Origin of the sequence: Micromonospora sp. M61, assembly GCF_018070245.1 — a bacterium.
GTDB classification, from domain to species: Bacteria; Actinomycetota; Actinomycetes; order Mycobacteriales; family Micromonosporaceae; genus Micromonospora; species Micromonospora zamorensis.
Map to the genome: position 1 here is coordinate 20,790 of NZ_JAGPYA010000034.1, position 26,307 is coordinate 47,096.

At 72.0% G+C, this 26,307-nt stretch carries 31 protein-coding genes and 1 riboswitch; of the genes, 19 read left to right on the forward strand and 12 right to left on the reverse strand.

Annotated features, from left to right (window positions below):
- Positions 1-17: 17 nt before the first annotated feature.
- Positions 18-779, reverse strand: a complete 762-nt coding sequence (locus KBX34_RS20035; RefSeq protein ID WP_210793543.1) for an SDR family NAD(P)-dependent oxidoreductase — start codon at positions 777-779, stop codon at positions 18-20.
- 97 nt (positions 780-876) lie between these two features.
- Between KBX34_RS20035 and KBX34_RS20040 the strand changes: the two genes are divergently transcribed.
- The 8 genes from KBX34_RS20040 to KBX34_RS20075 all read left to right on the forward strand — a co-directional run bounded on the left by KBX34_RS20040 (position 877) and on the right by KBX34_RS20075 (position 8,340).
- Complete coding sequence (locus tag KBX34_RS20040) at positions 877-1,236, forward strand: histidine triad nucleotide-binding protein (protein ID WP_210793542.1); 360 nt, start codon at positions 877-879, stop codon at positions 1,234-1,236.
- Positions 1,233-2,630, forward strand: coding sequence for a serine hydrolase (locus KBX34_RS20045; protein WP_210926270.1), 1,398 nt, complete (start codon positions 1,233-1,235; stop codon positions 2,628-2,630). The genes KBX34_RS20040 and KBX34_RS20045 overlap by 4 nt, the downstream gene beginning before the upstream one ends.
- Before the next feature lie 132 nt (positions 2,631-2,762).
- Positions 2,763-3,821: a PhoH family protein gene (locus tag KBX34_RS20050; protein WP_210926271.1), complete on the forward strand. Its 1,059-nt coding sequence runs from the start codon at positions 2,763-2,765 to the stop codon at positions 3,819-3,821.
- Between the two features lie 15 nt (positions 3,822-3,836).
- Positions 3,837-4,310, forward strand: coding sequence for an rRNA maturation RNase YbeY (gene ybeY, locus KBX34_RS20055; protein WP_088949688.1), 474 nt, complete (start codon positions 3,837-3,839; stop codon positions 4,308-4,310).
- Positions 4,286-5,710 carry a hemolysin family protein gene (locus tag KBX34_RS20060; RefSeq protein ID WP_210926316.1) on the forward strand — a complete coding sequence of 475 codons (1,425 nt, stop codon included), beginning with the start codon at positions 4,286-4,288 and terminating at the stop codon, positions 5,708-5,710. The genes ybeY and KBX34_RS20060 overlap by 25 nt, the downstream gene beginning before the upstream one ends.
- The gene (locus tag KBX34_RS20065) at positions 5,703-6,089 is read left to right on the forward strand and encodes a cytidine deaminase (RefSeq protein WP_088949687.1); all 387 of its coding nucleotides are present in this window, start codon (positions 5,703-5,705) and stop codon (positions 6,087-6,089) included. Before KBX34_RS20060 ends, KBX34_RS20065 begins: the two co-directional genes overlap by 8 nt.
- A 5-nt stretch (positions 6,090-6,094) precedes the next feature.
- A complete protein-coding gene (era, locus tag KBX34_RS20070; RefSeq protein ID WP_374223709.1) occupies positions 6,095-6,991 on the forward strand; it encodes a GTPase Era in 897 nt (298 codons plus the stop codon).
- Between the two features lie 185 nt (positions 6,992-7,176).
- Positions 7,177-8,340 carry an acyltransferase gene (locus KBX34_RS20075; protein ID WP_210926272.1) on the forward strand — a complete coding sequence of 388 codons (1,164 nt, stop codon included), beginning with the start codon at positions 7,177-7,179 and terminating at the stop codon, positions 8,338-8,340.
- Here KBX34_RS20075 and KBX34_RS20080 read toward each other — a convergent pair.
- On the reverse strand, positions 8,327-9,133 hold the full coding sequence (locus KBX34_RS20080) for a DUF4097 family beta strand repeat-containing protein (protein WP_210926274.1): 807 nt from the start codon (positions 9,131-9,133) through the stop codon (positions 8,327-8,329). The genes KBX34_RS20075 and KBX34_RS20080 overlap by 14 nt on opposite strands.
- A 102-nt stretch (positions 9,134-9,235) precedes the next feature.
- Here KBX34_RS20080 and recO point away from each other — a divergent pair, with 102 nt between their 5' ends.
- The 5 genes from recO to KBX34_RS20105 all read left to right on the forward strand — a co-directional run bounded on the left by recO (position 9,236) and on the right by KBX34_RS20105 (position 12,420).
- Positions 9,236-10,102, forward strand: a complete 867-nt coding sequence (gene recO, locus KBX34_RS20085; RefSeq protein WP_088949684.1) for a DNA repair protein RecO — start codon at positions 9,236-9,238, stop codon at positions 10,100-10,102.
- Between the two features lie 4 nt (positions 10,103-10,106).
- Entirely contained in the window at positions 10,107-10,919 is an 813-nt protein-coding gene (locus KBX34_RS20090) for an isoprenyl transferase (protein WP_088949683.1), read from the forward strand.
- Between the two features lie 69 nt (positions 10,920-10,988).
- Positions 10,989-11,174 (forward strand): hypothetical protein, encoded by a 186-nt coding sequence (locus KBX34_RS20095; protein WP_088949682.1) that lies wholly within the window; start codon positions 10,989-10,991, stop codon positions 11,172-11,174.
- A gap of 287 nt (positions 11,175-11,461) precedes the next feature.
- Positions 11,462-11,662, forward strand: coding sequence for a thioredoxin reductase (locus KBX34_RS20100; RefSeq protein ID WP_231927123.1), 201 nt, complete (start codon positions 11,462-11,464; stop codon positions 11,660-11,662).
- A complete protein-coding gene (locus KBX34_RS20105; protein ID WP_210793537.1) occupies positions 11,659-12,420 on the forward strand; it encodes a pirin-like bicupin family protein in 762 nt (253 codons plus the stop codon). The genes KBX34_RS20100 and KBX34_RS20105 overlap by 4 nt, the downstream gene beginning before the upstream one ends.
- A 36-nt stretch (positions 12,421-12,456) precedes the next feature.
- On the opposite strand, the gene gndA is transcribed toward KBX34_RS20105, so the two are convergent.
- Entirely contained in the window at positions 12,457-13,899 is a 1,443-nt protein-coding gene (gene gndA, locus KBX34_RS20110) for an NADP-dependent phosphogluconate dehydrogenase (RefSeq protein WP_088949680.1), read from the reverse strand.
- A gap of 104 nt (positions 13,900-14,003) precedes the next feature.
- Entirely contained in the window at positions 14,004-14,300 is a 297-nt protein-coding gene (locus KBX34_RS20115) for an MTH1187 family thiamine-binding protein (RefSeq protein WP_088949679.1), read from the reverse strand.
- Positions 14,301-14,594: 294 nt separating this feature from the next.
- Between KBX34_RS20115 and KBX34_RS20120 the strand changes: the two genes are divergently transcribed.
- Positions 14,595-15,047 carry a hypothetical protein gene (locus tag KBX34_RS20120; RefSeq protein WP_210926276.1) on the forward strand — a complete coding sequence of 151 codons (453 nt, stop codon included), beginning with the start codon at positions 14,595-14,597 and terminating at the stop codon, positions 15,045-15,047.
- 186 nt (positions 15,048-15,233) lie between these two features.
- On the opposite strand, the gene KBX34_RS20125 is transcribed toward KBX34_RS20120, so the two are convergent.
- The 3 genes from KBX34_RS20125 to KBX34_RS20135 all read right to left on the reverse strand — a co-directional run bounded on the left by KBX34_RS20125 (position 15,234) and on the right by KBX34_RS20135 (position 18,174).
- Positions 15,234-16,034, reverse strand: coding sequence for an energy-coupling factor transporter transmembrane protein EcfT (locus tag KBX34_RS20125; RefSeq protein ID WP_210926278.1), 801 nt, complete (start codon positions 16,032-16,034; stop codon positions 15,234-15,236).
- A complete protein-coding gene (locus tag KBX34_RS20130) occupies positions 16,031-17,467 on the reverse strand; it encodes an ABC transporter ATP-binding protein (RefSeq protein WP_210926280.1) in 1,437 nt (478 codons plus the stop codon). Before KBX34_RS20130 ends, KBX34_RS20125 begins: the two co-directional genes overlap by 4 nt.
- 113 nt (positions 17,468-17,580) lie before the next feature.
- Positions 17,581-18,174 carry an ECF transporter S component gene (locus tag KBX34_RS20135; RefSeq protein WP_088951943.1) on the reverse strand — a complete coding sequence of 198 codons (594 nt, stop codon included), beginning with the start codon at positions 18,172-18,174 and terminating at the stop codon, positions 17,581-17,583.
- 74 nt (positions 18,175-18,248) lie between these two features.
- Positions 18,249-18,353, reverse strand: a riboswitch (TPP riboswitch).
- 108 nt (positions 18,354-18,461) lie between these two features.
- Between KBX34_RS20135 and KBX34_RS20140 the strand changes: the two genes are divergently transcribed.
- The 5 genes from KBX34_RS20140 (at position 18,462) to KBX34_RS20160 (ending at position 23,671) form a co-directional block, all read left to right on the forward strand.
- Positions 18,462-19,292 carry an alpha/beta fold hydrolase gene (locus KBX34_RS20140; protein WP_210926283.1) on the forward strand — a complete coding sequence of 277 codons (831 nt, stop codon included), beginning with the start codon at positions 18,462-18,464 and terminating at the stop codon, positions 19,290-19,292.
- A gap of 29 nt (positions 19,293-19,321) precedes the next feature.
- Positions 19,322-20,128 carry an aminoglycoside N(3)-acetyltransferase gene (locus KBX34_RS20145; protein WP_210926286.1) on the forward strand — a complete coding sequence of 269 codons (807 nt, stop codon included), beginning with the start codon at positions 19,322-19,324 and terminating at the stop codon, positions 20,126-20,128.
- Positions 20,125-20,874, forward strand: coding sequence for a sugar isomerase domain-containing protein (locus KBX34_RS20150; RefSeq protein ID WP_210793532.1), 750 nt, complete (start codon positions 20,125-20,127; stop codon positions 20,872-20,874). The genes KBX34_RS20145 and KBX34_RS20150 overlap by 4 nt, the downstream gene beginning before the upstream one ends.
- A 174-nt stretch (positions 20,875-21,048) precedes the next feature.
- Positions 21,049-21,552 carry a DUF6328 family protein gene (locus KBX34_RS20155; protein ID WP_088949672.1) on the forward strand — a complete coding sequence of 168 codons (504 nt, stop codon included), beginning with the start codon at positions 21,049-21,051 and terminating at the stop codon, positions 21,550-21,552.
- Positions 21,553-21,664: 112 nt separating this feature from the next.
- Entirely contained in the window at positions 21,665-23,671 is a 2,007-nt protein-coding gene (locus KBX34_RS20160) for an acyl-CoA dehydrogenase family protein (protein WP_210926288.1), read from the forward strand.
- Between the two features lie 67 nt (positions 23,672-23,738).
- Here the strand turns inward: KBX34_RS20160 and KBX34_RS20165 are convergent, their stop codons facing one another.
- From KBX34_RS20165 to KBX34_RS20185, 5 genes are all read right to left on the reverse strand, one after another.
- A complete protein-coding gene (locus KBX34_RS20165) occupies positions 23,739-23,906 on the reverse strand; it encodes a hypothetical protein (protein WP_210926290.1) in 168 nt (55 codons plus the stop codon).
- 9 nt (positions 23,907-23,915) lie between these two features.
- A complete protein-coding gene (locus KBX34_RS20170; RefSeq protein WP_088951942.1) occupies positions 23,916-24,524 on the reverse strand; it encodes a hypothetical protein in 609 nt (202 codons plus the stop codon).
- Positions 24,525-24,701: 177 nt separating this feature from the next.
- Positions 24,702-25,100, reverse strand: coding sequence for a Fur family transcriptional regulator (locus KBX34_RS20175; RefSeq protein WP_088949670.1), 399 nt, complete (start codon positions 25,098-25,100; stop codon positions 24,702-24,704).
- Complete coding sequence (locus KBX34_RS20180) at positions 25,097-25,396, reverse strand: metalloregulator ArsR/SmtB family transcription factor (RefSeq protein WP_030338189.1); 300 nt, start codon at positions 25,394-25,396, stop codon at positions 25,097-25,099. Before KBX34_RS20180 ends, KBX34_RS20175 begins: the two co-directional genes overlap by 4 nt.
- A 43-nt stretch (positions 25,397-25,439) precedes the next feature.
- Complete coding sequence (locus KBX34_RS20185; protein WP_099856520.1) at positions 25,440-26,306, reverse strand: metal ABC transporter permease; 867 nt, start codon at positions 26,304-26,306, stop codon at positions 25,440-25,442.
- Position 26,307: the final 1 nt, after the last annotated feature.

Consider the following 26,307-nt stretch of genomic DNA (forward strand, 5'->3'; position numbering starts at 1 on the left):
GGGCAGCTGTTCCGCCGTCAGCTGCGCAGGTAGGAGGCGCCGTTGAGGTCGACGATCGTGCCGGAGGCCCACTCGGCCTGCGGCGAGGCCAGCCAGTGCACCGCGGCCGCGATCTCCTCCGGCTCGGCCACCCGGTCGAACGGGCTCTGCGCCCGGATCGCCGCGCCGTGCTCGCCGCGCAGGTGCTCGGTGGTCATGTCGGTCGCCACGAAACCCGGCGCGACGGTGGCGACAGTGATGCCGTACGGCGCGAGCGCCACGGCGAGCGACTGACCCAGCGCGTTCAGACCCGCCTTGCTGGCGCCGTACGCGGGCTGGTCCGGCTCGCCCCGGAACGCGCCACGGGACGAGACGTTGACGATCCGCCCACCGCGTTCGCGCATGTGCTGGGCGGCGCACCAGGTGACGTTGCCGGCTCCGGTGAGGTTGGTTTCCACCACCCGCCGCCAGCGCTGCTGCCACTGCTCGTAGGAGGTGCCGAAGATCGGGTGCGGCTCGTCCCGGTCGCCGTACGTTCCGGCGTTGTTGACCAGCACGTCCAACCCGCCGAGCAGCTCGGCGGCCCCGTCGACCATGGCCCGGACGGCGTCCGGGTCGGTGAGGTCCGCGCGGACCACCACGTGCCCGGTGCCGGGCAACTGCGCGCGCAGCTGTTCGGCCGCGTCGGCCGAGTCGCGGTGGTGGATCGCCACCCGGTCGCCACCGACCGCGAACGCCGTCGCCACCGCACGGCCGATGCCGCGCGAGGCCCCCGTCACGAGTACCGCCCGATCCGTCATGCCGGCCATCCTGCCTCAGCCGGTCTCTCCTGCGAACAGGCCGGCGGCGCATGCTGCGCCGGGGCGCCCCCGGCCCGTTAGTCCTTACACTGCCCCGATGGGATCCGACTGCCTGTTCTGCCGCATCGTCGCCGGGGAGATCCCGGCCACCGTGGTCCGGGAGACCGACACCACGCTCGCCTTCCGCGACATCGACCCGAAGGCGCCGGTGCACGTCCTGGTCATTCCGAAAGAGCACTACGCCGACGTCGCCACGCTCGCCCAGGGTGACCCTGCGCTGGCCGCCGACGTGCTGGCGACGTCCGCCTCGGTGGCGGAGGACGAGGGCCTGCTCGGCGACGGCTTCCGGTTGATGTTCAACACCGGCGCGTACGGCGGTCAGGAGGTGTTCCACGTGCACGCACATCTGCTCGGTGGCGCGCCGCTCGGCCCGATGCTCGCCCGGGACCTGGCGTGAGCGCAGGTCCGGCGCCGGACAGCCGGGTGGATGAGCGCCTGGGTCGGTTGGTCCGGCGGGTGCAGGCCGACGCCCGGGTGCCGGCGGTGTCGGCGGCGCTGCACCGGGCCGACCGCCCGCTCTGGAGCTGCACCGTCGGCGAGACCGGCACCGACAGCCCGCTGGGGCCGGACACCCAGTTCCGGATCGGCTCGGTCACCAAGACCTTCACCGCGGCCCTCACCCTCCAGTGTCGCGACGACGGGCTGCTGGACCTGGACGACCCGGTGGGCCGGCACCTGGACCTTCCCGCACATGGCGAGCTGACCGTGCGCCGGCTGCTGTCGCACACCGCCGGTCTGCAACGCGAGCCGTTCGGCGACGTCTGGGACAGCCTGCGCGCACCGGACGCCGACCAGTTGGTGGCAGAGCTGGACCGGGCCGAGCGGGTGCTGCCGACCGGACGGCGGTTCCACTACTCCAACCTGGGCCTGGCCGTGCTCGGTCAACTGGTCGCCCGGCTGCGCGGCGAGAGCTGGGCACAGGTGCTCACCGAGCGGATCCTCACGCCGCTGGGGCTGACCGACACCACGGTGACCCCTCGGCCGACGGCGGCCACCGGCTTCCTGGTCGACGCGTACTCCGACGAGGCGCACCCGGAGCCGCCGACCGACTTCGGCGCGGTCGGCCCGGCCGCCCAGCTCTGGAGCACCGCGACCGACATGGCGCGCTGGGCCGCGTTCCTGGCCGACCCGGCGGCACTGGACCCGACCGGCACGGTGCTCGCCCCCGCCACCCTGGACGAGATGCGCTGGCCGCTGACCACCACCGACGAGACGCTCTGGGGCGCGGGCTTCGGGCTCGGCCTGATCCTCGTCCCGCAGGGGGAGCGGGTGATGCACGTGGGGCACCACGGGGCGATGCCCGGTTTCCTCGCCGGGGTGTACGGCCGTCGGGGCGGCGACGGCACGGCCGGCGCGATGGGTGCCGCGGTGCTCGGCTCGTCCGGCACGGCGGCCGAACTGTTCGACCTGCCGCACCGGCTGCTCGCCGCGGCGGTCGAGCACGACCCGGCCGAGATCGAGCCATGGCGACCGGGGGCACCCGCCCCGGCGGCCCTGCGGGGCGTGCTCGGTCGCTGGTGGGGGGAGGGTTTCGAGTACGTGTTCTCCTGGCGCGACGGTGCCCTGCGGGCGAGCGGGGCCGGTGACGCCGCCGGACGCCCGCCGGCGATCTTCACGCCCCTGCCGGACCAGCCGGACGTGTTCCGCACCGCCTCCGGTCGGGAGGCCGGTGAGCTGCTGCGGCTGACCCGGGACGAGGCCGGGGCGGTGGTCCGGATGCACTGGGCGACGTACCGGTTCACCCGCCACCAGGAGACCTTCGAGGGGTACGACTTCCGGGCCGGCAGTTGATCGCGGCCAGCGGAAATGGGCGCGATGCGGCCCGCGTTGAACGGATACGATGGGTGTAACGTCCGCACGCCAGGCCAGCAGGCCGGCGCCGAGATCGAGAGCAGGTGGCGCAGGGCCCTACGGGCCCGACCTATGACCGGCACCCCACCTCCCGGCCCGCCCCGGGTGCAGACCAGGATCACCGTGCCCGACTCGAAGATCATGGTCAATCTGCTCGGCGCAGGCGACGAGATCCTCCGACTCGTCGAACGCTCGGTCGCCAGTGACGTGCACGTTCGCGGCAATGAGATCACCATCACCGGTGAGCCCGCGGACAACGCCCTCGCCGAGCGCGTCTTCAGTGAGCTGCTCGAACTCATCGAGAAAGGCGAGACCCTGACCACTGACGCCGTCCGGCGTACCGTCGGCATGCTTGAGCAGGGCATCGCCGAGCGGCCCGCCGAGGTTCTGACGCTCAACATCCTCTCCCGTCGCGGGCGCACCATCCGCCCCAAGACGCTCGGTCAGAAGCGCTACGTCGACGCGATCGACTCGAACACCATCGTCTTCGGCATCGGCCCGGCCGGCACCGGCAAGACCTACCTGGCGATGGCGAAAGCCGTCCAGGCGTTGCAGGCCAAGCAGGTCAACCGGATCATCCTGACCCGGCCGGCGGTGGAGGCGGGTGAGCGACTGGGCTTCCTGCCCGGCACGCTCAACGAGAAGATCGACCCGTACCTGCGCCCGCTCTACGACGCGCTGCACGAGATGCTCGACCCGGAGACGATCCCCAAGCTGATGGCCGCCGGCACGATCGAGGTCGCGCCTCTGGCATACATGCGGGGCCGGACGCTGAGTGACGCGTTCATCATCCTGGACGAGGCGCAGAACACGACGCCCGAGCAGATGAAGATGTTCCTCACCCGACTCGGCTTCAACTCCAAGATCGTCGTGACCGGTGACGTCACCCAGGTGGACCTTCCCGGCGGGACGAGCAGCGGCCTGCGGGTCGTCCGGGAGATCCTGGGAAACGTCGACGACGTGCACTTCGCCCAGTTGTCCAGCACCGACGTGGTCCGCCACCGTCTGGTCGGGGAGATCGTCGACGCGTACGCCCGCTGGGACGCCGAGCGGGAGAACCAGCAGGCGCAGGGCGTCCACGCCGTGCCCGGGCGACCCGCCCAGGGCGGCCGGGCCGGCCGTCGCCGCTAAAGCAGAGGAAAGCAGTTGTCCATCGAGATCGCCAACGAGTCCGGTGTCGACGTCGACACTGACGCCGTGCTCGCCGTCGCCCGGCACGCCCTCGACGAGATGGGAGTCAACCCCCTCGCCGAGTTGTCCGTGCTGTTGGTCGACATCGACTACATGACCGAGCTGAACCACCGCTGGATGGGTGGCGAAGGCCCGACCGACGTGCTCGCCTTCCCCATGGACGAGGGCAGCGTCGACCACGGCCCGGGTGAGTCCGCGCCGGCCGGCGGCGAGCCCGCCCTGCTCGGCGACATCGTGCTGTGCCCGGAGGTCGCGGCCAAGCAGGCGGCGACCGCCGGGCACGCGCCGGCCGACGAGCTGCACCTGCTCACCGTGCACGGGGTGCTGCACCTGCTCGGCTACGACCACGCCGAGCCGGAGGAGGAGCGGGAGATGTTCGCGCTCCAGGCCCGACTGCTGGCCAGCTGGCGGTCGACCCGCACCCAGTGATGTCCACTCCTCCGTTACTTGCGGCCGGTGCCACCGCCGGCCTTCCGGACCTGCAGCTGATCGTCTTCGCGGCCGGCCTGGTGGTGCTGGCCGGTCTGATCGCGATGACCGAGGCGGCTCTCGCGGCGGTCTCGCCGGCCCGGGCCGCCGAGCTGGCCCGTGACGGTGTGCGCGGCGCCCGCACCCTCCAGGTCGTCGCCGGCGACGTCGTCCGGCACCTCAACCTGCTCCTGTTGTTGCGGCTGCTCGCCGAGCTGACCGCCACCACGCTGGTGGCGCTCGTCGCGGTGGACAGCTTCGGTGCCGGCTGGCGGGCCGCGCTGGTGACCGCCGGCGCGATGACCGTGGTCAGCTTCGTGGTGGTCGGCGTCGCGCCGCGCACCATCGGCCGGCAGCACGCGTACGCCGTGGGTCGTGCGGTGGCGCCGATGGTCCGCTGGCTGGGCCGGGCGCTCAACCCGCTCGCGTCGTTGCTGATCCTGATCGGCAACGCGGTCACCCCGGGGCGCGGCTTCCGTGAGGGGCCGTTCGCCACGCAGGTGGAGTTGCGGGAGCTGGTCGACCTGGCCGAGCAACGCGGCGTGGTCGAGCACGGCGAGCGCCAGATGATCCACTCGGTCTTCGCCCTCGGCGACACCATCGCCCGCGAGGTGATGGTCCCGCGTACGGAGATGGTGTGGATCGAGGAGGGCAAGACGCTCGCGCAGGCGCTGGCGCTCTTCCTGCGTTCCGGTTTCTCCCGCATCCCGGTGATCGGCGAGAGCGTCGACGACGTGCTGGGTGTGCTCTACCTCAAGGACCTGATCCGGCGTTCCCGGGGCGGTGACCCGGAGGCCGAGCAGTTGCCGGTGGCCGAGCTGATGCGCCCGGCGACCTTCGTGCCGGAGTCCAAGCCGGTCGACGACCTGCTGTCGGAGATGCAGGCGGCCCGCAACCACCTGGTCATCGTCGTCGACGAGTACGGCGGCACCGGCGGTCTGGTCACCATCGAGGACATCCTGGAGGAAATCGTCGGTGAGATCACCGACGAGTACGATGTCGAACGCCCGCCCGTCGAACGTCTGGCGGACTCCACGGTGCGGGTGACCGCCCGCCTGCCGGTGGAGAACCTGGGCGAGATGTTCGACACCGATCTGCCCACCGACGAGGTGGAGACGGTCGGTGGCCTGCTCGCCCAGTCGCTGGGGCGGGTGCCGATCCCCGGTGCGGAGGCGGAGGTCGCCGGCCTCCGGCTGGTCGCCGAGGGCACCACCGGCCGGCGCAACCGGATCGACACCGTCCTGGTCAGCCGGGTGGAGTTGGGCCACGAACAGGACACCGCGGGGCGTGGCGACCACGCCGGCCCCGGGGACGACACGGACAACTACCGAGATGACGAGAGGCAAGCTGCCGATGCCTGACACACCCGCCGCGCCCGCCGCCCGACCCGCCCCCACCGAGTCGGCGACGCTCAGCGCCGAGGACGGCAAGCTCGTCGTCCTGGCCCGGGGAGCCCGCGGACGGGTCGGCGCCGTGGAGGGCGCCGCGGTCCGGGATCAGGACGGTCGGACGTACGCGGCGGCCAGTGTCGCGCTGCCCTCGTTGACCCTCACCGCGTTGCAGTTGGCGGTCGCGTCCGCCGTGGCTGCCGGGGCGAGCCGGCTGGAGGCCGCGGCGGTGGTGACCGAGGCGTCGACGCTGGACGGCGCCGGTCATGCGGCCGTACGTGACCTCACGGTGGACGCGCCGATTCACGTGGCCGCTCCCGACGGCACGGTCCTCGGCACGGTGACCCAGTGAGCCCCGTGCAGGACCCGGAGGCGCGGCCGTACCGTGCCGGGTTCGGCTGCTTCGTCGGCCGGCCCAACGCGGGCAAGTCGACGCTGACCAACGCCATCGTCGGCACCAAGATCGCGATCACCTCGAACAAGCCGCAGACCACCCGGCACGTCATCCGGGCCGTGCTGCACCGACCCGAGTCGCAGCTGGTCCTGGTCGACACCCCAGGCCTGCACCGCCCCCGTACGCTGCTCGGCGAGCGCCTCAACGACCTGGTCCGGTCCACCTGGACGGAGGTCGACGTCATCGGCCTGTGCATTCCGGCGGACGAGCCGGTGGGGCGTGGTGACCGGTTCATCACCGGTGAGCTGGCCGAGTTGAAGGCGACAGTGCTGGCGGTGGTCACCAAGACCGACCTGGTCGACAAGCGCCGCCTGGCGGAGCAGCTGCTCGCGGTGAGCCAGATGGGGGAGTTCGCCGAGATCGTGCCGGTGAGCGCGGTGTCCGGGCACCAGGTGGACACCCTGGTCGAGGTGATGACCAAATACCTGCCGCCGTCGCCGCAGCTCTACCCGGACGACATGCTGACCGACGATCCCGAGCAGGTTCTCGTCGCGGAGCTGATCCGGGAGGCAGCCCTGGAGGGCGTCCGTGACGAGCTGCCGCACTCCATCGCCGTGGTGGTGGAGGAGATGATCCCCGAGGGTCAGGTCATGAAGATCTACGCCGACCTTTACGTGGAGCGGCCCAGCCAGAAGGCCATCGTTCTCGGTCACAAGGCGAGCCGGCTCAAGGAGGTCGGCACGAACGCCCGCCGGCAGATCGAGGAGCTGCTCGGCAGTCGGGTCTATCTCGACCTGCACGTCCGCGTCGCGAAGGACTGGCAGCGCGACCCCAAGCAGCTGCGCAAGCTGGGTTTCTGATCCACCACACCGGCCGGCTGGGGGCTGGTCCGGTCGGCGCGGCCGGAGCTGCCGCCGTACTCCATGATCGTCTTCGGTCAGGTGGGTGGAAAGGCTCACGTTTGGTCGGGGTGGTGACCGTTTCGCGCGGGCACCGCGCAGGGTAGGGGAGTTACGCCCCGCGTCCCCGACCCAGATGCAGGCTGATGCGCAACCGGTATCTCGATCTGCTCCGTTTCCTGGCCATCGTTCGAGTTGTCGTCTACCACGTCACGGGATGGGCGACCCTCACCCTCGTCTTCCCCGCCATGTCGGTGATGTTCGCGCTGGCCGGCTCGCTGATGGCCGCTTCGTTGACCCGTTCCGGGCCGGCGGCGGTCGGGCGGCGGCTGCGGCGGCTGCTGCCGTCGTTGTGGGTGCTCGCGGCGGTCTTCGTGCCGGCCATGCTGCTCAGCGGGATGCCGATGAGCCCTCGGGTGCTGCTGTGGCTGTTTCCGATCGCCGACCCGCCGGCCAACAACTGGGGCGCCCTGGCGCTGAGCATCATCTGGTACCTGCGCGACTACCTGTGGTTCGTGCTCGCCTCACCGGTCGCGTTCTGGCTGTTCCGGCGTGCCCCGCTGCTGACCCTGCTCGCCCCGTACCTCCTGCTGGTGGCGATCGAGGTGGGGATCTACCCGGCGCCTCCGGTGCTGCGCGAGTTCGGGCTCTACTTCGGAGCGTGGATGCTCGGCTTCGCCCATCACGCCGGGATGCTGCGCCGGCTCGCCGGTCGGGTGCTGTACCCGGTGGCGCTCGCGCTCGCGGTGACCGGCGGCGCCTGGATCGTCGGGCATCCCGGCCCGCGCGGGTACGACCTCAACGACAACCACCTCGGCAACGCGCTCTGGTCGGCCGCGTTCATCCTGATCGTGCTGGGCCGAGCCCCCGCCGGGGTGGCCTGGCTGGGCCGAAGCCGGCTGCCTGACCGGTCGGTGACCGTGGTCAACCGGCGGGCGCTCACCATCTATCTCTGGCACATGCCGTTCGTGGTGGCGCTCACTCCGCTGGTCGACGTGGTGGGTTGGTCCCATCAGGACCCGGTGGGTCTGGCCATCCGGGTGGTGCTGGTCTTCGCGCTGGTCGGGGTGGTCACCCTGGCCGTCGGTTGGGTCGAGGACGTCGCCGCCCGTCGCCGCCCGGAGCTGATCCCCGGCGGCCCGGTCCAGGCAACCGAGCTGGCCGAACAGCCCGACACTGAGGGCCGCGAACAGCCCTCCACCGAGCGCCGCGACCGTCCCGACGAGCAGCCGGCCATGGCCACCCGCGGGCGGGCGGTGGTGCCACCGCAGCGGGCTGCGGCGGCACGGAGCGATGTCAGCGCTGGGTGATCGTGACGTTGCCGCTGCCGGCCGAGCCGTCGAGCACGTCGGTCGCGGCCGGGTCGTGCGTGACGGTGATCCGCGCGTCGCCGGAACCGGTGCTGGAGCGCACCTGGTAGCTGCCCGCCGGCACCAGCATCGTGACGTCGCCGCTGGAGGCGTGCGCCCGGGCCGAGGCTGGCTTGTCCAGCTCGACTGTGACATTGCCGGAGCCGGCCTCGGCGTCCGCCGCGCCACCGAGGCGGCGCGCCGTGATGTCCCCCGAGCCGGCGCGGAGGCGGATCGTCCCACCGGCCTCGCTCACGTCGATGTTCCCGGACCCGGTCTCCACCCCGACCGTGCCGGAGGCGCCGTTGACCCGGACGTTACCGGAGCCCAGGCGCAGGTCCACCGCGCCGACCCGGCTCAGCTCGACATCGCCGGAGCCGGACTCGCCCTGAAGGGCGACGCCCTCCGGCACGGCCACCTCGTAGGACACGCTGCACCGGTCGCCGCAGTCGGTGTCCAGCACCAGCTCGCTGCCCTTGATCTCGTACCGGGCCTTGGGCTCGCCGCCCTGGTAGCGCACCACCCGCTTGATCCGCGCCTCCGCGGCGGTGGCGGTGCCCCGGACGATCACGTCGCCGGCACCCGGCAGCACCCGGATGGTGGTGATCTTCACGGCCTCGGTGTCGTCGTAGTCGAGCCGGCGCATGGCCAGGTTGTCGCACCCTGCGAGCACGATGAGGGCGGTTGCCAGCCCCAGGGCGATGGGGGTGGCGGCGCGACGACGGCGGGCGTCGGTGGTGGATTGCATTGCCATGGCCAGCACGCTACGGCCGGTGCGGAGCCACGCGCATCGGGGTTCATCCGCGCATCCACCCCGAACCGACCCTGATTTCACACCCCGAGGGAGAATGGCCCGATGGCCGGGTATCGCCGACAGCTCTACCGCGACGACGCGGTGGTGCTGCGTGTGCAGAAACTCGGCGAGTCCGACCGGATCATCACCCTGCTGACCCGTCGACATGGCCGGCTGCGCGCAGTGGCCCGGGGGATCCGCCGCACCACCAGCAAGTTCGGCGCCCGGCTGGAACCGTTCGGCCACGTCGACCTCCAGCTCGCCGGCGACCCGAAGGGCAACCACGGCAGCTCACTGCACAGCGTCAGCCAGGTCGAGGGCATCGACCTGTACGGCAAGCGGTTCCTGGGGGATTATCCGCGCTACACGGCGGCGAGCGCGATCGCCGAGACCGCCGAGCGACTGACCCCGGTGGAGCGGGAGCCGTCGCTGCGGCTGTTCCAGCTCACCGTGGGCGCGTTGAAGGCGCTGTCCCGGGGCGAGCACGCCACCACCCTGGTGCTCGACGCGTACCTGCTGCGGGGAATGGCCCTCGCGGGCTGGGCGCCGGCGCTGATCGCCTGCGCCGTGTGCGGCACCCCCGGCCGGCATCGGGCATTCTCCGTGCCCGCCGGCGGCACGGTCTGTCCCGATTGCCGACCACCCGGCGCGGCCCACCCCGCGCCGGCCACCGTCGACCTGATGTCCGCGCTGACCACCGGTGACTGGGTGCTCGCCGACGCCACCGAAGCCGGCGTACGCCGGGAGTGCAGTGGGCTGGTCGCGGCTCACCTCCAGTGGCACCTGGAGCGCGCGCTACGCTCGCTGCCGCTGGTCGACCGGGGTCCCTCGGCGACCAGCACGGCCTCGCCGCCGGATGGCACCGGGGCCGTGGTGCTCCGGCCACGTGGCGACGTCGAGGCCGGGGCGGACGGCGCGAACAGGGAGTGACCGAGTGATCCGATCGAAGAAGGCCGGCCGGCGCGAGCCGACGCCACCGACACCACACCCGTCCGGCGCCCGGCCGCCGGCGCTGCCCGGCGACGCGGTGCCGAAGCACGTGGCGGTGGTGATGGACGGCAACGGCCGCTGGGCCAAGGACCGCGGGCTGCCCCGCACGAAGGGGCACGAGGCGGGGGAGCACAGCCTCTTCGACACCATCGAGGGTGCGATCGAGATGGGCATCCCGTACCTGTCGGTGTACGCGTTCTCCACCGAGAACTGGCGGCGCTCGCCGGATGAGGTCCGGTTCCTGATGGGGTTCAACCGGGACGTGATCCGTCGCCGTCGCGACGAGTTGGTCGACCTCGGCGTCCGGGTGGTCTGGTCGGGCCGGGCCGGGCGGTTGTGGAAGAGCGTCATCTCCGAGTTGCAGACCGCCGAGGAGATGTCCCGCGACAACTCGACGCTGACCCTGCAGTTCTGCGTCAACTACGGCGGGCAGGCCGAGATCGGCGACGCCGCAGCCGCGATCGCACGGGACGTGGCGGCCGGCCGGCTGGATCCGGCGAAGGTCAGCGAGAAGACCGTCGCGAAGTACCTCTACCACCCGGAGGTCCCGGAGGTCGACCTGTTCCTGCGCCCCTCAGGCGAGGAGCGGATCTCCAACTTCCTGCTCTGGCAGGCCGCGTACGCCGAGCTCGTCTTCCTGGACACGCTCTGGCCCGACTTCGATCGCCGCCATCTCTGGTACGCGTGCGAGCTGTACGCGCAGCGGGACCGGCGCTTCGGCGGGGCGCTGCCCAACCCGGTCGCCCCGGTTCTCTGAACCGACGCTTACCCGCACGTCACTCGGGGTATCAGAGACGTCAGAAGCCACTGACGGAGGTGAACCCACATGATCCAGAAGCGCATTGCCCAGTGGGCGGTGATGGCGGTCGCGGTGCCACTGGCGGCTGCCGGTGCTCGCCGGCTCAGCCATACCCTGGAGGCCCGGCGTGGTCCCTCCGGGGCTACCCGGTTGCTGACCAGGGGCGCTGACCTGATGCGCCCGCAGAAGGCCAAGCGCCGCCGCTTCTTCTAACCCCAGACCCACCGGCGCCGCCCACACCCCGTGTGGGCGGCGCCTCCCTGTGCCCCAACCCGCCCCCAACCCGGTCGATCATGGAGTTGTGGTGGGCGGTTCCACCGCTTTCGCCACTTCTGTGCGGCACCACAACTGCATGATCGACGCGGCCGGGGCGGAGGGGTTCCGGCTGGGGGACTGAGCTGTCGTTTCGGGGTCTCGCGAAAGGGCGGCGGGTAGGGTCCGGACGTGGCGGGACTACTGCGGTTGGGGTGGGTGTGCGGGATCTTCGGTTCAAGATGATCATGGCGTTGAACGCGGCCGATCTGGGTGACCCGATCTGCGAACAGGTGGCCGACATCTGCGCCGAGATCGCCGAGCAGCACTGCGCCGAGTTCGGCCACACCCCGCAGCTGCGCACCGGTGAGATCGCCGAGCTGGCCACCGGCGAACCGGCCCTGACGTGGGCGCCGTCGACCTCCGACACCGGGCAGCGTGCCTGGTGACCGCGCCCGCGCCCGCCGTCGACATCCGTCGTGGCGAGGACCGCTTCTCCACCCGGATCTCCTGGCTCGACTCCCACCACTCGTTCTCGTTCTCCCGGCACTACGACCCGGCCAACACCCATCACGGTCTGCTGCTGGTCAACAACGACGACGTGGTGCGACCGGGTGCCGGCTTCGAGACCCACCCGCACCAGGACATGGAGATCGTCACCTGGGTGCTGCGTGGCTCCCTGGTGCACCAGGACTCCACCGGGCACTCCGGGGTGATCTACCCGGGGCTGGCGCAGCGGATGAGCGCCGGCACCGGCATCCTGCACTCGGAGAAGAACGACGCCTGGCGGCTCAACAACCAGGAGCCGCACAGCGACCCGGTCCACTTCGTGCAGATGTGGGTGCTCCCCGACGAGGAGGGCGGCGACCCCGGCTACGAGCAGTTGGAGATCGAGGACGAGCTGCTCCGCGGCGGCCTGGTGCCGATCGCCTCCGGGATGGAACGCTACGACGGGGCGTCCGCCATCCGGATCCGCAACCGGTACGCGACCCTGCACGCCGCCCGACTCGCCCCCGGCGACGAGGTCACCATCCCCGACGCGCCATTCGTGCACCTGTACGTGCCCAACGGCACGGTGACCCTGGAGGGCAGCGGCCCACTCGGCACCGGCGACGCGGCCCGGCTCACCATGACCGGCGGCCGGCGGGTCACCGCCGACGAACCAGCCGAGATCCTCGTCTGGGAGATGCACGCCACGGTCACCTGACCCCACGTGGGCGGGGCCAGGTGACCGTCGCTCAGGTCAGGCGGGGGACTCGGCGCGGTCGCCGGCCCAGGTGGTGTGGAACGAGCCGTCCCGGTCCACCCGCTGGTAGGTGTGCGCCCCGAAGTTGTCCCGCAGACCCTGGATCAGCGCGGCGGGCAGCCGCTCGGCGCGCAGCGCGTCGAAGTACGCCAGCGACGACGAGAACGCGGGCGTCGGCACACCGGCCCGGGTCGCGTCACCCACCACCCGGCGCCAGCTCGGCACACCGGCGGCGACCGCCTCGGCGAAGTACGGTGCCACCAGCAGCGTCGACAGGTCGGGCTGCTGGTCGTACGCCTCGCGGATCCGGTTGAGGAAGCGGGCCCGGATGATGCAGCCGCCCCGCCAGATCGTCGCGGTGCCGCCGAGGTCGATGTCCCAGTTGTATTCCTGGCTGCCGGCCCGGATGTGGTCGAAGCCCTGCGCGTACGCAACGATCTTGGAAGCGAGCAGCGCCCGGCGGACGTCCTCGATGAACGCGTCCCGGTCGGCGACCTGCCACTTCTCACCCGCGTCCGGGAACGCCCGACGGGCCGCCTCCCGCTGGTCGACGTGCCCGGAGAGCGACCGGGCGAAGGTCGCCTCGGCGATCCCGGTGATCGGGATGCCCAGGTCCAGGGCGCTCTGCACCGTCCACCGGCCGGTGCCCTTCTGCTCGGCACGGTCCTGCACGATGTCCACGAACGCCCGGCCGGTCGCCGCATCGGTGTGCGCGAGCACATCGGCGGTGATCTCGATGAGGAACGACTCCAGCTCGCCGTTGTTCCAGTCGCGGAAGATCTCCGCGATCTCCGCCGGCTCCGCGCCCAGACCGGCCCGCAGCAGGTCGTACGCCTCGGCGATGAGCTGCATGTCGGCGTACTCGATGCCGTTGTGCACCATCTTGACGAAGTGCCCGGCGCCGTCCGGCCCGACGTGCATGCAGCACGGCACACCGTCCACCTGCGCGGCGATCTTCTCGAACATCGGCCCGAGCTTGGCGTACGACTCGGCGGAACCGCCCGGCATGATGCTCGGCCCACGCAGCGCGCCCTCCTCGCCACCGGAGACGCCGGTGCCGCTGAAGTGCAGGCCCTGCGCGCGCAGCGCCTCCTCCCGACGGCGGGTGTCGGCGAAGTGGGCGTTGCCGCAGTCGACGATGATGTCGCCCTCTTCCAGCAGCGGCACCAACTCGTCGATCACCGCGTCGGTGGGCGCGCCAGCCTTGACCATGACGATGACCGCGCGGGGGCGCTCCAACGACGCCACGAAATCGGCCATCGACTCGCCGGGCACGAACGTGCCCTCGTCACCGTGCTCGGCAACCAGGCTGCGGGTGCGTTCCGGCGACCGGTTGTGCACTGCCACCGTGAAGCCGTTGCGGGCCAGGTTGCGGGCCACATTCCGACCCATCACCGCCAGCCCGGTCACACCAATCTGCGCCCTCGCCTGCTCAACCATCCGTGCCGCCACCTCTCGCCGTCGTGTCAATGTGTTGCGACGGTATCGCGACGCGGGGGCCATGGGGGAGCGCTGCCCAACAGCCGGTCACCGACCGATGGCGCTCAGCCCTGGGCCAGCCGGTTCTCCACGTGCGCCACCTTCGCGGTGAGCGCGTCGGTCACCCCCGGCCGGATGTCGGCCTTGAGCACCACGCTCACCCGGGGTGCCTGCGCGGCCACCACGTCGACCGCCTGTTTGACGACCGCCATCACCTCGTCCCACTCACCCTCGACGGTGGTGAACATGGCGTCGGTGCGGTTGGGAAGGCCCGAGTCGCGGACCACCCGTACCGCCTCGGCGACCAGGTCACCAACGGACTCACCGACACCGAGCGGGGTTATCGAGAACGCGATCAGCATGCCGCCGATGGTGCCAGGAAAATCGGCTGCACCGCCCCACCTGGTGCCGATAGAGTGCGGGCATGCGCAACTGACGCCCCACTTCCGAGCCGGCCCGCCGCCCCGCGTCGCGGTCCGTGCGCTCCCGGGCGTCCCGCATCTCCCACCCGCCCTTCGGCGGCGCTGGCTGTGCCCCGACCCCCGGTGAGCAGTCCCTTCCCCGTTGGACCGTCGCACGACGACGGTCGTCAGCCGATCCGACCGACCGCCGGCGCGCGGGACCGGCCGTGCCGGTCGGCTTTGAAGGAGGCCCGGATGCCTGCCAGGCGCAACCGGAAGAAATCCCGTTCAGCCGCACCTACGTCCGCCGGCACAGACACGGCGGCCGGCCATGACGCGCTCCTACCGACCCGCCCCGACTTCGATCTCGCGGTCCAACCGGCTCTCCTGGTCGATCCCGCGCTTCCGGCGGGGTTGGGTGAGCCGGCAGTGCTGGTCGAGCCGGCGCTGCCGGCGGTGCTGAGTCAGCCGGCTCCGCCGGCGGTGCTGAGTCAGCCGGCTCCGCCAGCGGTGGTGCCGGGTGAGCTGGTGCCGCCGTTCGACGTGCCGGCAGCAGTCGACGCGCCGGTGGTGGCAGACCTGCCGAAGGTCGCCGGGCGACCGAAGGCGCCGACCGCCGGACCGCCGCAGGGTGGCGGGACACGCTCGGCCGGCGGGCGTGGTCAACAAGCCGGCCAGAGCCGCCGCTACGCCTTCCGCCGCAGCTGACCGACCCCGCACCCACCCGGCGCGCTGTCCCCGACGCCGTGGGCGGTGAGGCAGACAGCAACTTCAGGGATGGTGCTGCCTCACCGCCCAACGAAGCAGCACCATCCCTGATGTTGTGCGGATCATGCCCGCGCGGCGACGCGAACGGACGCCGGGCGGCGCCCTGCGTGGAGAGAAGGGGTCAGGTCAGCCGATCAGGGGGCGGAAGCTGCCGAGGAGGATGCTCGTGGTCAGTGCGCCGGCGGCCAGGGTGGCTGCCCCGGCGACGAGCAGCCCGTCGGCCCGGGTGAAGCGCTGCCGGCGGGCCACGGTCCGGGGCGTGCCGGCGTCGAAGCCACGCGCGTCCATCGCCACGGCCAGCCGGGTGCCCCGGCGGATCGCCCCGACCAGCAGCGCGAACGCGGTGGAGGCGAACAGTCGTAGCTTCGCCACCGGGTTGCGTCCCGCGTCGACGCCCCGCGCCCGCCGGGCCATGCTGATCATCTGCCACTCCTGACCGAGCAGCGGCACCAGCCGGAACGCGGCGAGCGCCCCGATGGCGAACCGGGCCGGCGCCTTCGCGTTCTGGATCAGCGCGTCGGCCAGGTCGGTGGGGTCGGTGGTCGCGAAGACGATCACGCCCGGCAGTGCCACCGCGAAGACCCGCAGCACCAGGCCGAGCGCGGTGAGCAGCACGCCGGTGCTCACGAACACCGGCCCGGCGTCCAGCAGGACCCGACCGGACCTGTCGGCGGCGAAGAGCACCAGGGTGACCAGGATGCCGGTGGCGCTGAGGAGCAGCGGCCAGGCCCGCCGGGCCAGCACCCGGTAGCGGATGCCGAACAGCGGGAGTACGGCGAGTTCGAGCGCGATGGCGATCGCCGGGGCCACCGGGTCCAGGGTGGCCAGCAGGGTGAACGAGAAGACCAACGCCGCGGCGACCTTCGCCACCGGGTTGCGGCGGGCCAACGGCGCACCGGGCGCGGCGACCGGTTCGATGTTGATCATCGGGCACGGTCGCCGGTCACGGCCCGGTGCAGGGTGACGGTGCGGTCGGCGAGAGCGGCGACGAAGTCCGCGTCGTGGGTGACCGCGACCACGCCGTGCCCGGCGTCGCGCAGCTCGGCGAAGAGGTCGACCAGCTCCCGCCAGGTCCGCCGGTCCTGGCCGAAGGTCGGTTCGTCGCAGATCAACAGACGGGGCGCGGTGGCCAGGGCCGTCGCCACGCTCAGCCGCCGCGCCTCGCCCCCGGAGAGGGTGTACGGGTTGGCGGCGGCGAGCCGATCCAGTCGTAGTCGCTCCAGCAGCCCGGCTACGGTCTCCCGCACGGCTGCCTCGGGTTGACCGGTGCGGCGCGGGCCCAGCGCCAGCTCGTCGAAGACGGTGCTCGTGACGAACTGGTGCTCCGGGTCCTGGAAGACCGACCCGATCCGGCGGGTCAGCGCGGGTGCCCGCCAGCGGTGCGGGGGAGTGCGATGGTCCGCGCCGGCCAACTCGGCGGACGCGGTGACCCGGCCGGTGCCTGGCCGGAGCAGCCCGCCGAGCAGCAACGCCAGGGTGGACTTGCCGGCGCCGTTGGGTCCGCGTACGGCGAGTGCCTCTCCGGCGCGTACCGCCAGATCGGTGGAGGCCAGCCGGGGTGGCAGGCCGAGCCGGTCGGCGGTGAGCAACAGCTCGCCCGGAGCGGCGGTGGCCCGCCGGGGCGCGATGGGGTGACCCGGCACCCAGACTCCCTCGGCGGCCAGGGCGGCGCCGTGGGCGGCGAAGACCGCCTCGGGCGTGCCGTCCGCACGGACCCCGCCGCCCGGGTCCAGGACGACCACCCGGTCGACCAGTGGCAGCGCCTCGGCGACCCGGTGCTCGACCAGGATCAGCGTGGTGTCGGCGTCCAGCGCCCCGGCAACCGCCTGCCGGATCAGCTCGGCCCCGGCCGGGTCGAGGTTGGCGGTCGGCTCGTCGAGCAGCAGCAGGCCGGGGCGCAGGGCCAGCGCGCCGGCCAGGGCCAGGCGTTGCTGCTCGCCGCCGGACAGTGCGGCCGTGTTGCGGTCCCGGGAGTACGGGAAGCCGACCCGGTGCAGCGCCTCGTCCACCCGGGGCCAGATCTCGTCGGCGGGCACTCCCCGGTTCTCCAGCCCGAACGCGACGTCGTCGCCGCAGCGGGCCATCACCAGCTGGGTTTCCGGGTCCTGGAAGACGATGCCGACCCGTTCCCGGCCCTTGCGGGGGTCGAGCCCGTCGATCTCGACGGTGCCCTCCTGCTCGCCGGAGTCCTCGGGTAGCAGCCCGGCGAGCGCGTTGAGCAGGGTGCTCTTGCCGGCCCCCGAGGGCCCGAGCAGCAGCACCCGCTCCCCGACCTCAACCCGCAGGTCGACCCCGCGCAGAGCCCACGCGCGCCGCCCGGCGTGCCGCCAACCGAACCCCCGCAGCAGTACCCCGCCCACCAAACACCCCCTCCCAAGCCCCGGCTCCACCCTGCACGGTCGATCATGAGGTTGACGGTGGTTCTGAAGATCCATCCGCCCGTCAACCTCATGATCGACGCGAGTGGGTGGGGTCAGATCAGGGCGCGGTCCCGGCCTACCGGGAAACGGTCCAGGACACCGGTGTTGGCCAGGGCCTTGGTCAGCAGCCAGCCGCCCGCTCCGGCGATCACCGTGGCGCTGACGATGGTGATCAGCGCGTACGGGATGCGGTAGTCGGCCAGCGCGTAGTCGACGTTCCAGATGAAGAAGTCGAACAGCGCGGCGCTGAGACCGGTCAGCGCGCCGGCCACCACCGCGGTGGGCAGGCGGAACGACCGGTACCGGAAGGCGGCGAACGCCAGCTCCGCGCCGATGCCCTGCACGATGCCCTGCGGGATCACCGTGCCGGCCCACTGGCTGCCCAGCAGCGCGGAGAGGACCGCGGCCACCGTCTCGCAGTAGAGCGCAGCACCGGGCTTGCGGATGACCAGACCGCCGATCACGGCCGGCATCAGCCAGACGCCGTACAGCAGCGCCTGCGCCGGCGGGAAGAAGGCGAACGCACCCTCGGTGGCGCTCCAGACCAGTCCCCAGGCCCAGAAGATGACGCCGAAGGCGACCGCGATCACCGAGGCGACCACGATGTCGATGGTCCGCCAACGGTGTGTGTCGGTGGTGGATTTCATGTGTTGCTCCCAGTTCGTGAGTGCGAACCAGGAGAAGACGCACGCCGCGTCCGGTGGCACCGGACTGCGGCGCGGCTGGAGGTCGACCGAACTCCCTGCGCTGGCATTACCCAGATCAGGTTCGAGGGTCTGCGGGCATGCCCGCACTCTCAGCGCTGTGCGCTCCCCTGTCGGATATGAAGTTGTCTCGCTGACGCTAACACCGACGTGGGTCGCTGGCCCAGGAGGGCATCCGCCTGACCTGCGGCGGGCAGCCGGCCCGTCGTCGGCTGGGTACGCTTCCGATCATGCGGGTTGACGCGCGAGGCTTCACGTTCGAGGTAACCGCCGGTGGTCCGCCGGAGGGCGTACCCGTCCTGCTGTTGCACGGGTTCCCACAGCACAGCGGCGAGTGGGACGAGGTCGTCCCGGCGCTGCACGCGGCCGGGCTGCGCACGTACGCGCTGGACCAGCGCGGCTACTCGCCGGGTGCCCGGCCCGCGGCGGTGGCGGACTACCGGATCCCCGAGCTGGTCGCCGATGTGGTGGCGGTGCTCGACGCCCTCGGGTTGGACGCCGTCCACCTGGTCGGCCACGACTGGGGCGCGATCGTGGCCTGGGCGGTCGCCGCTGGGCACCCCGCGCGGGTCCGCACACTGACGGCGGTGTCCGTGCCACATCCGGCGGCCATGGCGCACGCCCTGGCCAACGACAGCCAGCAGAAGGCCCGCTCGTCGTACATTGCGCTGTTCCGTAAGCCGGACAAGGCGGAGAAGGTGCTGCTGGCGTGGCACGCCACCGCGCTGCGAAAATTGCTCGGCGGAGTGGGCGACGGGCCGCGGGTGGACCGCTACGCCGACCCGATGCGCGAGCCGGGAGCCCTCACCGCCGCACTGAACTGGTACCGGGCGATGTCCCGCTCCGACCTGGCGGCGGTCGGCCCGGTCGCGGTGCCCACCACGTACGTCTGGAGTGACCGGGACGTCGCGATCGGCCGGACCGCCGCCGAGGCGTGTGCGGCGAACGTCACCGGGGACTACCGCTTCGTGCAACTGGCCGGTGTGAGCCACTGGATCCCGGACGCGGCCCCGGGCCCGCTCGCCGAGGCGGTCCTGGCCCGAGTCAGCGCAACGGCCTGAGTCGTGCGGGTCAGCGGGGGAGGGCCATCATGACGACGGACGGCAGCGGGCCGGGCAGCCGCCGCTCGATCGCCGCGCAACTACGCCTGCTGGGCGTACGCCCCGGCGCGACGCTGCTGGTGCACGCCGGCCTCCGTCCGCTGGGATTCATCAGCGGTGGTCCGCACGCGGTGGTGCTGGCCCTGCGTGACGCGCTCGGTCCGGACGGCACGATCGTCGTGCCCACCCACACACCGGAGAACAGCGATCCCGCCCAGTGGCGCAACCCGCCGGTGCCGGCGGACTGGTGGCCGCTGATCCGCTCGGAGATGCCCGGCTTCGACCCGGCGGTCACCCCGAGCCGGTTCATGGGGGCGCTCGCCGAGACGGTCCGCGGCTGGCCCGGCGCTCTGCGCAGCTCGCATCCCCAGGTGTCGTTCGCCGCGCTCGGGCCGGCCGCCGAGCAGGTGGTGACCGGGCACGCCCTGGCCGACATGCTCGGCGAGCAGTCCCCGCTGGGCCGGCTCTACGACCTGGACGCCGACGTGTTGCTGCTCGGTGTCGGCCACTCCGCGAGCACCTCGCTGCACCTGGCCGAATACCGCAGCCCCGGCTCGCCCCGGGAGCGGGTCGGCGCTGCGGTGCGCACCGCCGACGGCGGCCGGGAATGGGTGTGGTGGCAGGACGTACGGCTCGACGCGGGTGACTTCGACGCGTTGGGCGCGGCCCTGGAGGCCACCGGAGAGGTTCGCACCGGCCCGGTGGGTGCCGGGACCGGCAGGTTGATGCGCCAGCGGGCGGCGGTCGACTTCGCGGTGCACTGGTTGGCCCGCAATCGGACGACGGAGGACGCATGACGGTGAGTGCCGAGGACTACCTGGCCGTGGTGACCGAGACGATCGGCCGGGTGGCCGAAAGCCAGCGGGAGGCGGTGGGGCGGGCCGCGGATCTGATCGCCGACGCCGTACGCGCCGACGGCGTGGTGCACGCGTTCGGCACCGGGCACTCGGAGGCCCTCGCCATGGAGATCGCCGGCCGGGCGGGCGGTCTGGTGCCGACCAACCGGATCGCCCTCCGCGACCTGGTGCTGCTCGGCGGCGAACCGGCCGATCGGCTGGGCCCGATGCTGGAACGGGACCCGTCGGTCGCACACCGCCTCTACGAGCTGGCGCCGGTGCGGCCCACCGACGTCTTCGTGCTTGCCTCGAACTCCGGGGTCAACGGCGCGATGGTGGAGTTCGCCACGCTGGTCAAGGAACGTGGCCACGGGCTGGTCGCGATCACCTCGGCGCAGCACTCCGGTCGGATGACCTCCCGGCACCCGTCCGGGCGCAAGCTGGGCGACATCGCCGACGTGGTGCTCGACAACGGCGCCCCGTACGGCGACGCGACGCTGCCGCTTCCCGGTGGCGGTGCGGTCGGCGCGGTCTCCTCGATCACCGCTGCGCTGCTCGCCCAGCAGATCACCGTGGAGGTGGTGGCGCGGTTGCTGGCAGCGGGGGAGCGGCCACCGGTCTACCTGTCGGCGAACATCCCGGACGGCGACGCGCACAACACGGCGTTGGAGGCCCGGTACGCAGGCCGCATCCGTCGCGGGTCCTGACGCCGCCGGACGGTGCTCACGGTCGCCCGGCATCGGCTGGTGCTGGTGACCGACCTGCGTCCCCGAGGTGAACGGAAGATGTCGTGAACCTGTTTCGCGCTCGGGCGGGTGGGGCATTGGCGTTGCTGCCGGCGGCCGGGACCGCCGGCAGTAGCGTCTCACCGGAGGTAGCGCGTGTCCAAGGAGACCGACAAGCAGCGTTGGCAGCGCAATTTCGCCGACCTGCTCCAGGAGTTGCGGGTCGCACAGACCGGCGTGCAGATCCTCTTCGCCTTCCTGCTCACCCTGCCGTTCAGCAACGGGTTCACCGAGACCACGGAGTTCCAGCGGGACGTCTACATCGTGGCGTTGCTCGCGGCGGCCGCCGCCACCGCGCTGATCATCTCGCCGGTGGCGTTCCACCGGGCGCTGTTCCGGCAGGGACGCAAGCCGGAGCTGGTGCGCTTCGCGCACCGGATGGCCACCGGCGGTCTCGCCTTCATGCTGATCGCGATGGTCAGCGCGGTGCTGCTGATCACCGACTTCGTGCTGGACCGGCCGATCGCCTTCCTGCTCAGCGCCCTGACCGGAATCTGGTTCCTCGCGTTCTGGGTGATCCTGCCGTTCGCGCGACGCAACTGGGGTGAGGACGACATCGACGACGATGACGACGACCCGGACACGATCGCCGGTCGCTGATCGCTGATCGCGCAGATCTTCACGCAGCGCTACCCCTGGGTAACAACCGGGGGTAGCGTGGCGGGTAGTCGCGCACGTCGACGCAGCCGCACCGAGCTTCGAGGGGGCAGCCGTGACCACGACGCAGGACGGCCGACCGGCACCGGACGGCCCCGACTCCGAAGCCGCGCCCAGCACCGCCGGTGCCGCGGCCCCGTTGCCCAGAGAGGCCGGGCAGGTCTCCGAGAAGGAGGCCCGGCAGGTCGCCGAGGCCGCCCGTGAGTCCACCTGGGACCGACCCAGCTTCGGCAAGGAGTTGTTCCTCGGTCGGTTCCGGCTGGACCTGATCGACCCGTGGCCCCGGTCCGACCCGGACGACGTGGCGCGCGCCGAGGAGTTCCTCGGTCGGCTCCGCGCCTTCCTGGCCACCGAGGTGGATGGCGCCGCCATCGAACGCGACGCGTCCATTCCGGACTCGGTGTTCCACGGTCTGGCCGACCTCGGCGCGTTCGGCATGAAGATCGACCGGAAGTACGGCGGGCTCGGGCTGAGCAACCTGCACTACTGCCGGGCGCTGATGCTGGCCGGGTCGGTCAGCCCGGCCATCGGCGCGCTGCTCTCGGCGCACCAGTCGATCGGGGTGCCACAGCCGCTCAAGATGTTCGGCACCGCCGAGCAGAAGCAGCTCTTCCTGCCCCGCCTCGCCGCGGGTGAGGTGTCCGCGTTCCTGCTCACCGAGCCCGATGTCGGCTCCGACCCCGCCCGCCTGGGCACCATCGCCGAGCCGACCGAGGACGGCACCGGCTACCGGCTCAACGGGGTGAAGCTCTGGGCCACCAACGGCATCGTGGCCACCCTGCTGGTGGTGATGGCCCGGGTGCCCGCCACCGAGGGGCGTCGGGGCGGGATCACCGCGTTCGTGGTGGAGGGCGACAGCGAGGGCATCACCGTCGAGCGGCGCAACGAGTTCATCGGACTGCGCGGCCTGGAAAACAGCCTCACCCGGTTCCACGACGTGTTCGTACCCGCCGAGAACGTCATCGGCGGCGAGGGCAAGGGTCTGAAGATCGCCCTGACCACGCTGAACACCGGCCGGCTCTCGCTGCCGGCGATGTGCGTGGGCGCCGGCAAGTGGGCGCTGAACGTGGCCCGGGGCTGGGCGGCCGACCGGGTCCAGTGGGGCCGGCCGGTGGGCGAGCACGAGGCGGTCGCGCAGAAGCTGTCCTTCATCGCCGCCACCACGTACGGCATGGAGACCATGCTCGACCTCTGCTGCCTGCTCGCCGACGACGACCGCAACGACATCCGGATCGAGGCGGCACTGGTCAAGCTGTACGCCAGCGAGATGGCCTGGAAGATCGCCGACGAGCTGATCCAGATCCGGGGCGGGCGCGGCTACGAAACGGCCGACTCGCTGGCCGCCCGTGGCGAACGCCCGGCCGCCGTCGAACAGATGCTGCGCGACCTGCGGATCAACCGGATCTTCGAGGGCTCCACCGAGATCATGCATCTGCTGATCGCCCGGGAGGCGGTCGACGCCCACCTGTCGGTGGCCGGCGACATCATCGACCCGGACGCTGGGCTGGGCCGCAAGGCACGGGCCGGCGCACGAGCCGGTGCCTTCTACGCGAAGTGGCTGCCCACCCTCGCCGTGGGTCGGGGGCAGAGGCCCTCGGCGTACGCCGAGTTCGGGCCGCTCGCCGCGCACCTGCGCCAGGTCGAGCGCTCGTCGCGCAAGCTGGCCCGCTCGACGTTCTACGCGATGTCCCGCTGGCAGGGAAAGATGGAGCGTAAGCAGGCGTTCCTGGGCCGTGTGGTGGACATCGGCGCCGAGTTGTTCGCGATGTCCGCGGTCTGTGTCCGGGCCGTCGCCGAACGGGACAGCCGACCGGAAAACGTGGAGCTGGCCGACCTGTTCTGCCGGCAGGCGCGGGTGCGGGTGGACGCCCTGTTCGCCGCACTGTGGGACAACACCGACTCGGTCGACACCGCGGCGGCGAAGCGGATCCTCGCCGGCCGCTACGCGGGTCTGGAGGAGGGTGTGCTCACCCCGTCCGACGAACTGCCGTGGGTGGCCGGCTGGTCACCCGGCCCGTCTACCGTCGAGGACGTCCGCCGCCGCATCCCACCGAAGCCGTAAGCCGGGCTGGTCGGTGGTCACGCTGGTCGGCGGCCGGGTTGGTCGGCGGCCGCGTCGATGGCGCCGGTCAGCGGGCGACCGCCCAGGCCAGCACCCCGGCCAGGATCAGGCCGTTGAGCCCGGCCAGCGCCAGGTACGCCGCGGGTGGGATCTTCCTGCCCCGTCGCACGAAGGAGACCAGGACGGCGGCGTAGCCGAGCAGCAGGACGGCGATGACGAGGAGGAAGTAGAACACCCGAAGACCTTAGCGGCTCCTGCCGCGTAGGCCGAGTTGGCGCAGCTCCAACGCGGCCAGGGCGTCGACGGTGGCGTCGTCGCCACGTCGCCACGCCTCGGCGACGTCCGGCGCGATCCGGGTCAGCTTGCCCAGCGGCTGGGTGGCCAGCGCGCGCAGGGCGAGCAGGTCCCGGCCGGCCGGTCCGACGGCCAGCTTCGCCGCTGACCCGGCCCGGCGCATCCAGCGCACCCGCAGCGGCAGCCAGCCGAACAGCACGATGCCGAGCGGGAAGATCAGGACCGCGATGGCGAGGGCGAGGGCGAGCTGGTCGACCAGGTGCTGCTGGTCGCGGCCGGCGTCGGCGAGCCCCCGGGCCGCGTCGGCGGCCCGCTGGAAGGGTGCGGTCAGCTCGTCACCGACCAGCGGGACCCGGCGAACCTTGCCGCCCGCGTCGGCGAGGTTGTCGGCGAGGCCGCTGCCCGCGCCCTCCAGCTTCTGCCCCGGTACGGCGAGCTTCTGCACCAGGTCGTGCAGCCACAGCGCGCCGCGGATCGCCACGTACACCCAGGCGACGACGAGCAGGTCGGTGAGCAACTGACGGGCGGCGGTCGGAAACCGATCGGCATAGATTTTCACGCCGGACAGCGTGTCACGAACGGCCCGGCGCGGCACCCGTCAGATCAGCCGGCGGGACGGCCCGGGCGGCCCGGGCAGGTAGCAACATCGGCGATATTGCTGCCTCGCTGTCGAATGAGGCAGCAACATCGGGGATATTGCTGCCTCAAGGCGCGGCGACCAGTCCGCGATGTTGAATCAGCGGACGCAGGTTGGGCAGGTGCCGAAGATCTCCAGGGTGTGGCTGACGTCGGCGTAACCGTGCTGGGCGGCGACCCGGTCGGCCCAGCTCTCCACCGCCGGGCCGGCCACCTCGACGGTGCGCCCGCAGGCCCGGCAGACCAGGTGGTGGTGGTGCCCCTCGCTGCACCGGCGGTAGAGGTGCTCGCCGCCGGGTGGGCGCATCACGTCGATCTCGCCGGCGTCGGCGAGCCCCTGCAGGGTGCGGTAGACGGTGGTGAGGCCGACCCGCTCGCCGCGCTGCCGCAGCATGGCGTGCAGGTCCTGGGCGCTGTGGAAGCCCTCCATCTCGCCCAGCAGCGCGCTCACCGCCGAGCGCTGCCGGGTGTTGCGCACCGCGGCGGTGCTCTCGCTCATGATCCCTCCCCGGCGTGGCTGACCGCGTCTGCCACGATGTGCGCGACGTGCTCGTCGACCAGGCTGTAGGCGATCTCCCGACCGCGGCGGGAGCCTCGCACCACTCCCGCGCCGCGCAGAACCCGCAGGTGCTGGGAGACCAACGGTTGTGCGGCACCGAGCTTCTCCACCAGCTCGTGCACGCACCGCTCGCCGCCGGCCAGCTCGCTGACGATGGCCAGCCGGATCGGCGCGGACAGAGCGCGGAGCAACTCGCTGGCCCCGTCGAACCCGTCGTAGCCCGTCGCGCTGGTCATTCCGCAACGGTACCCATTACCACCGACGCTTCGCTGATCAGGATCAGCTCAGCACGACCTCGTGCGGCTCCGGCGTCGGAGCGTCGGTCGGTGTCGCCCGGCGGCGCAACGTCCGCCAGACGCCGCCGGCCACGGCCACGACCAGGAACGAGGCGATCGCCACCAGCACCACCGAGGCGCCCGGCGCGGTGTCCGCCGTAGCAGCCACCCAGACACCGGAACCGGCGGCGAAGAACCCGAGCGCCATCGCGGCGACCATCGTGCTGCGGAAGCCCCGGGTCACCTGCTGGGCGGTGGCGACCGGCACCACCATCAGCGCGCTGATCAGGAGCACCCCGACAGCCCGCATCGCGATGGTCACGGTGACCGCGGTGGCGACCGCGATCAGCAGGTTCAGCGTGCGCACCGGCAGGCCGGAGACCCGGGCGTACTCCTCGTCGTGGCTGACCGCGAAGAGCGCCGGGCGCAACGCGATCATGGTGACCAGGATCGCCGCGCCGAGCACCGCGATGGTGACCAGGTCGTCGGGCGAGATGGTGGTCAGCGACCCGAACAGGTAGGCGTTGAGGTTCGCGCTGGTCGCGTCCGAGAGGCCGACCAGCAGTACGCCGCCCGCGATGCCGCCGTAGAAGAGCAGGGCCAGAGCCAGGTCACCGGACGTACGCCCTCGGGCGCGGACCACCTCGATGGCGATCGCGCCGATGGTGGCGGCGATCACCGCGACCAGCACCGGTGAGCGGTTGAGCAGCAGGCCTGCCCCGACGCCGGTCAGCGCCACGTGCCCGACACCGTCGCCGATCAACGCCAGCCGGCGCTGCACCAGGTAGATGCCGAGCGCCGGCGCGGCGAGGCCGATCACCAGCGCGCCGATCAGGGCACGCTGCATGTAGGGGTACTGGAAGAGTTCCATG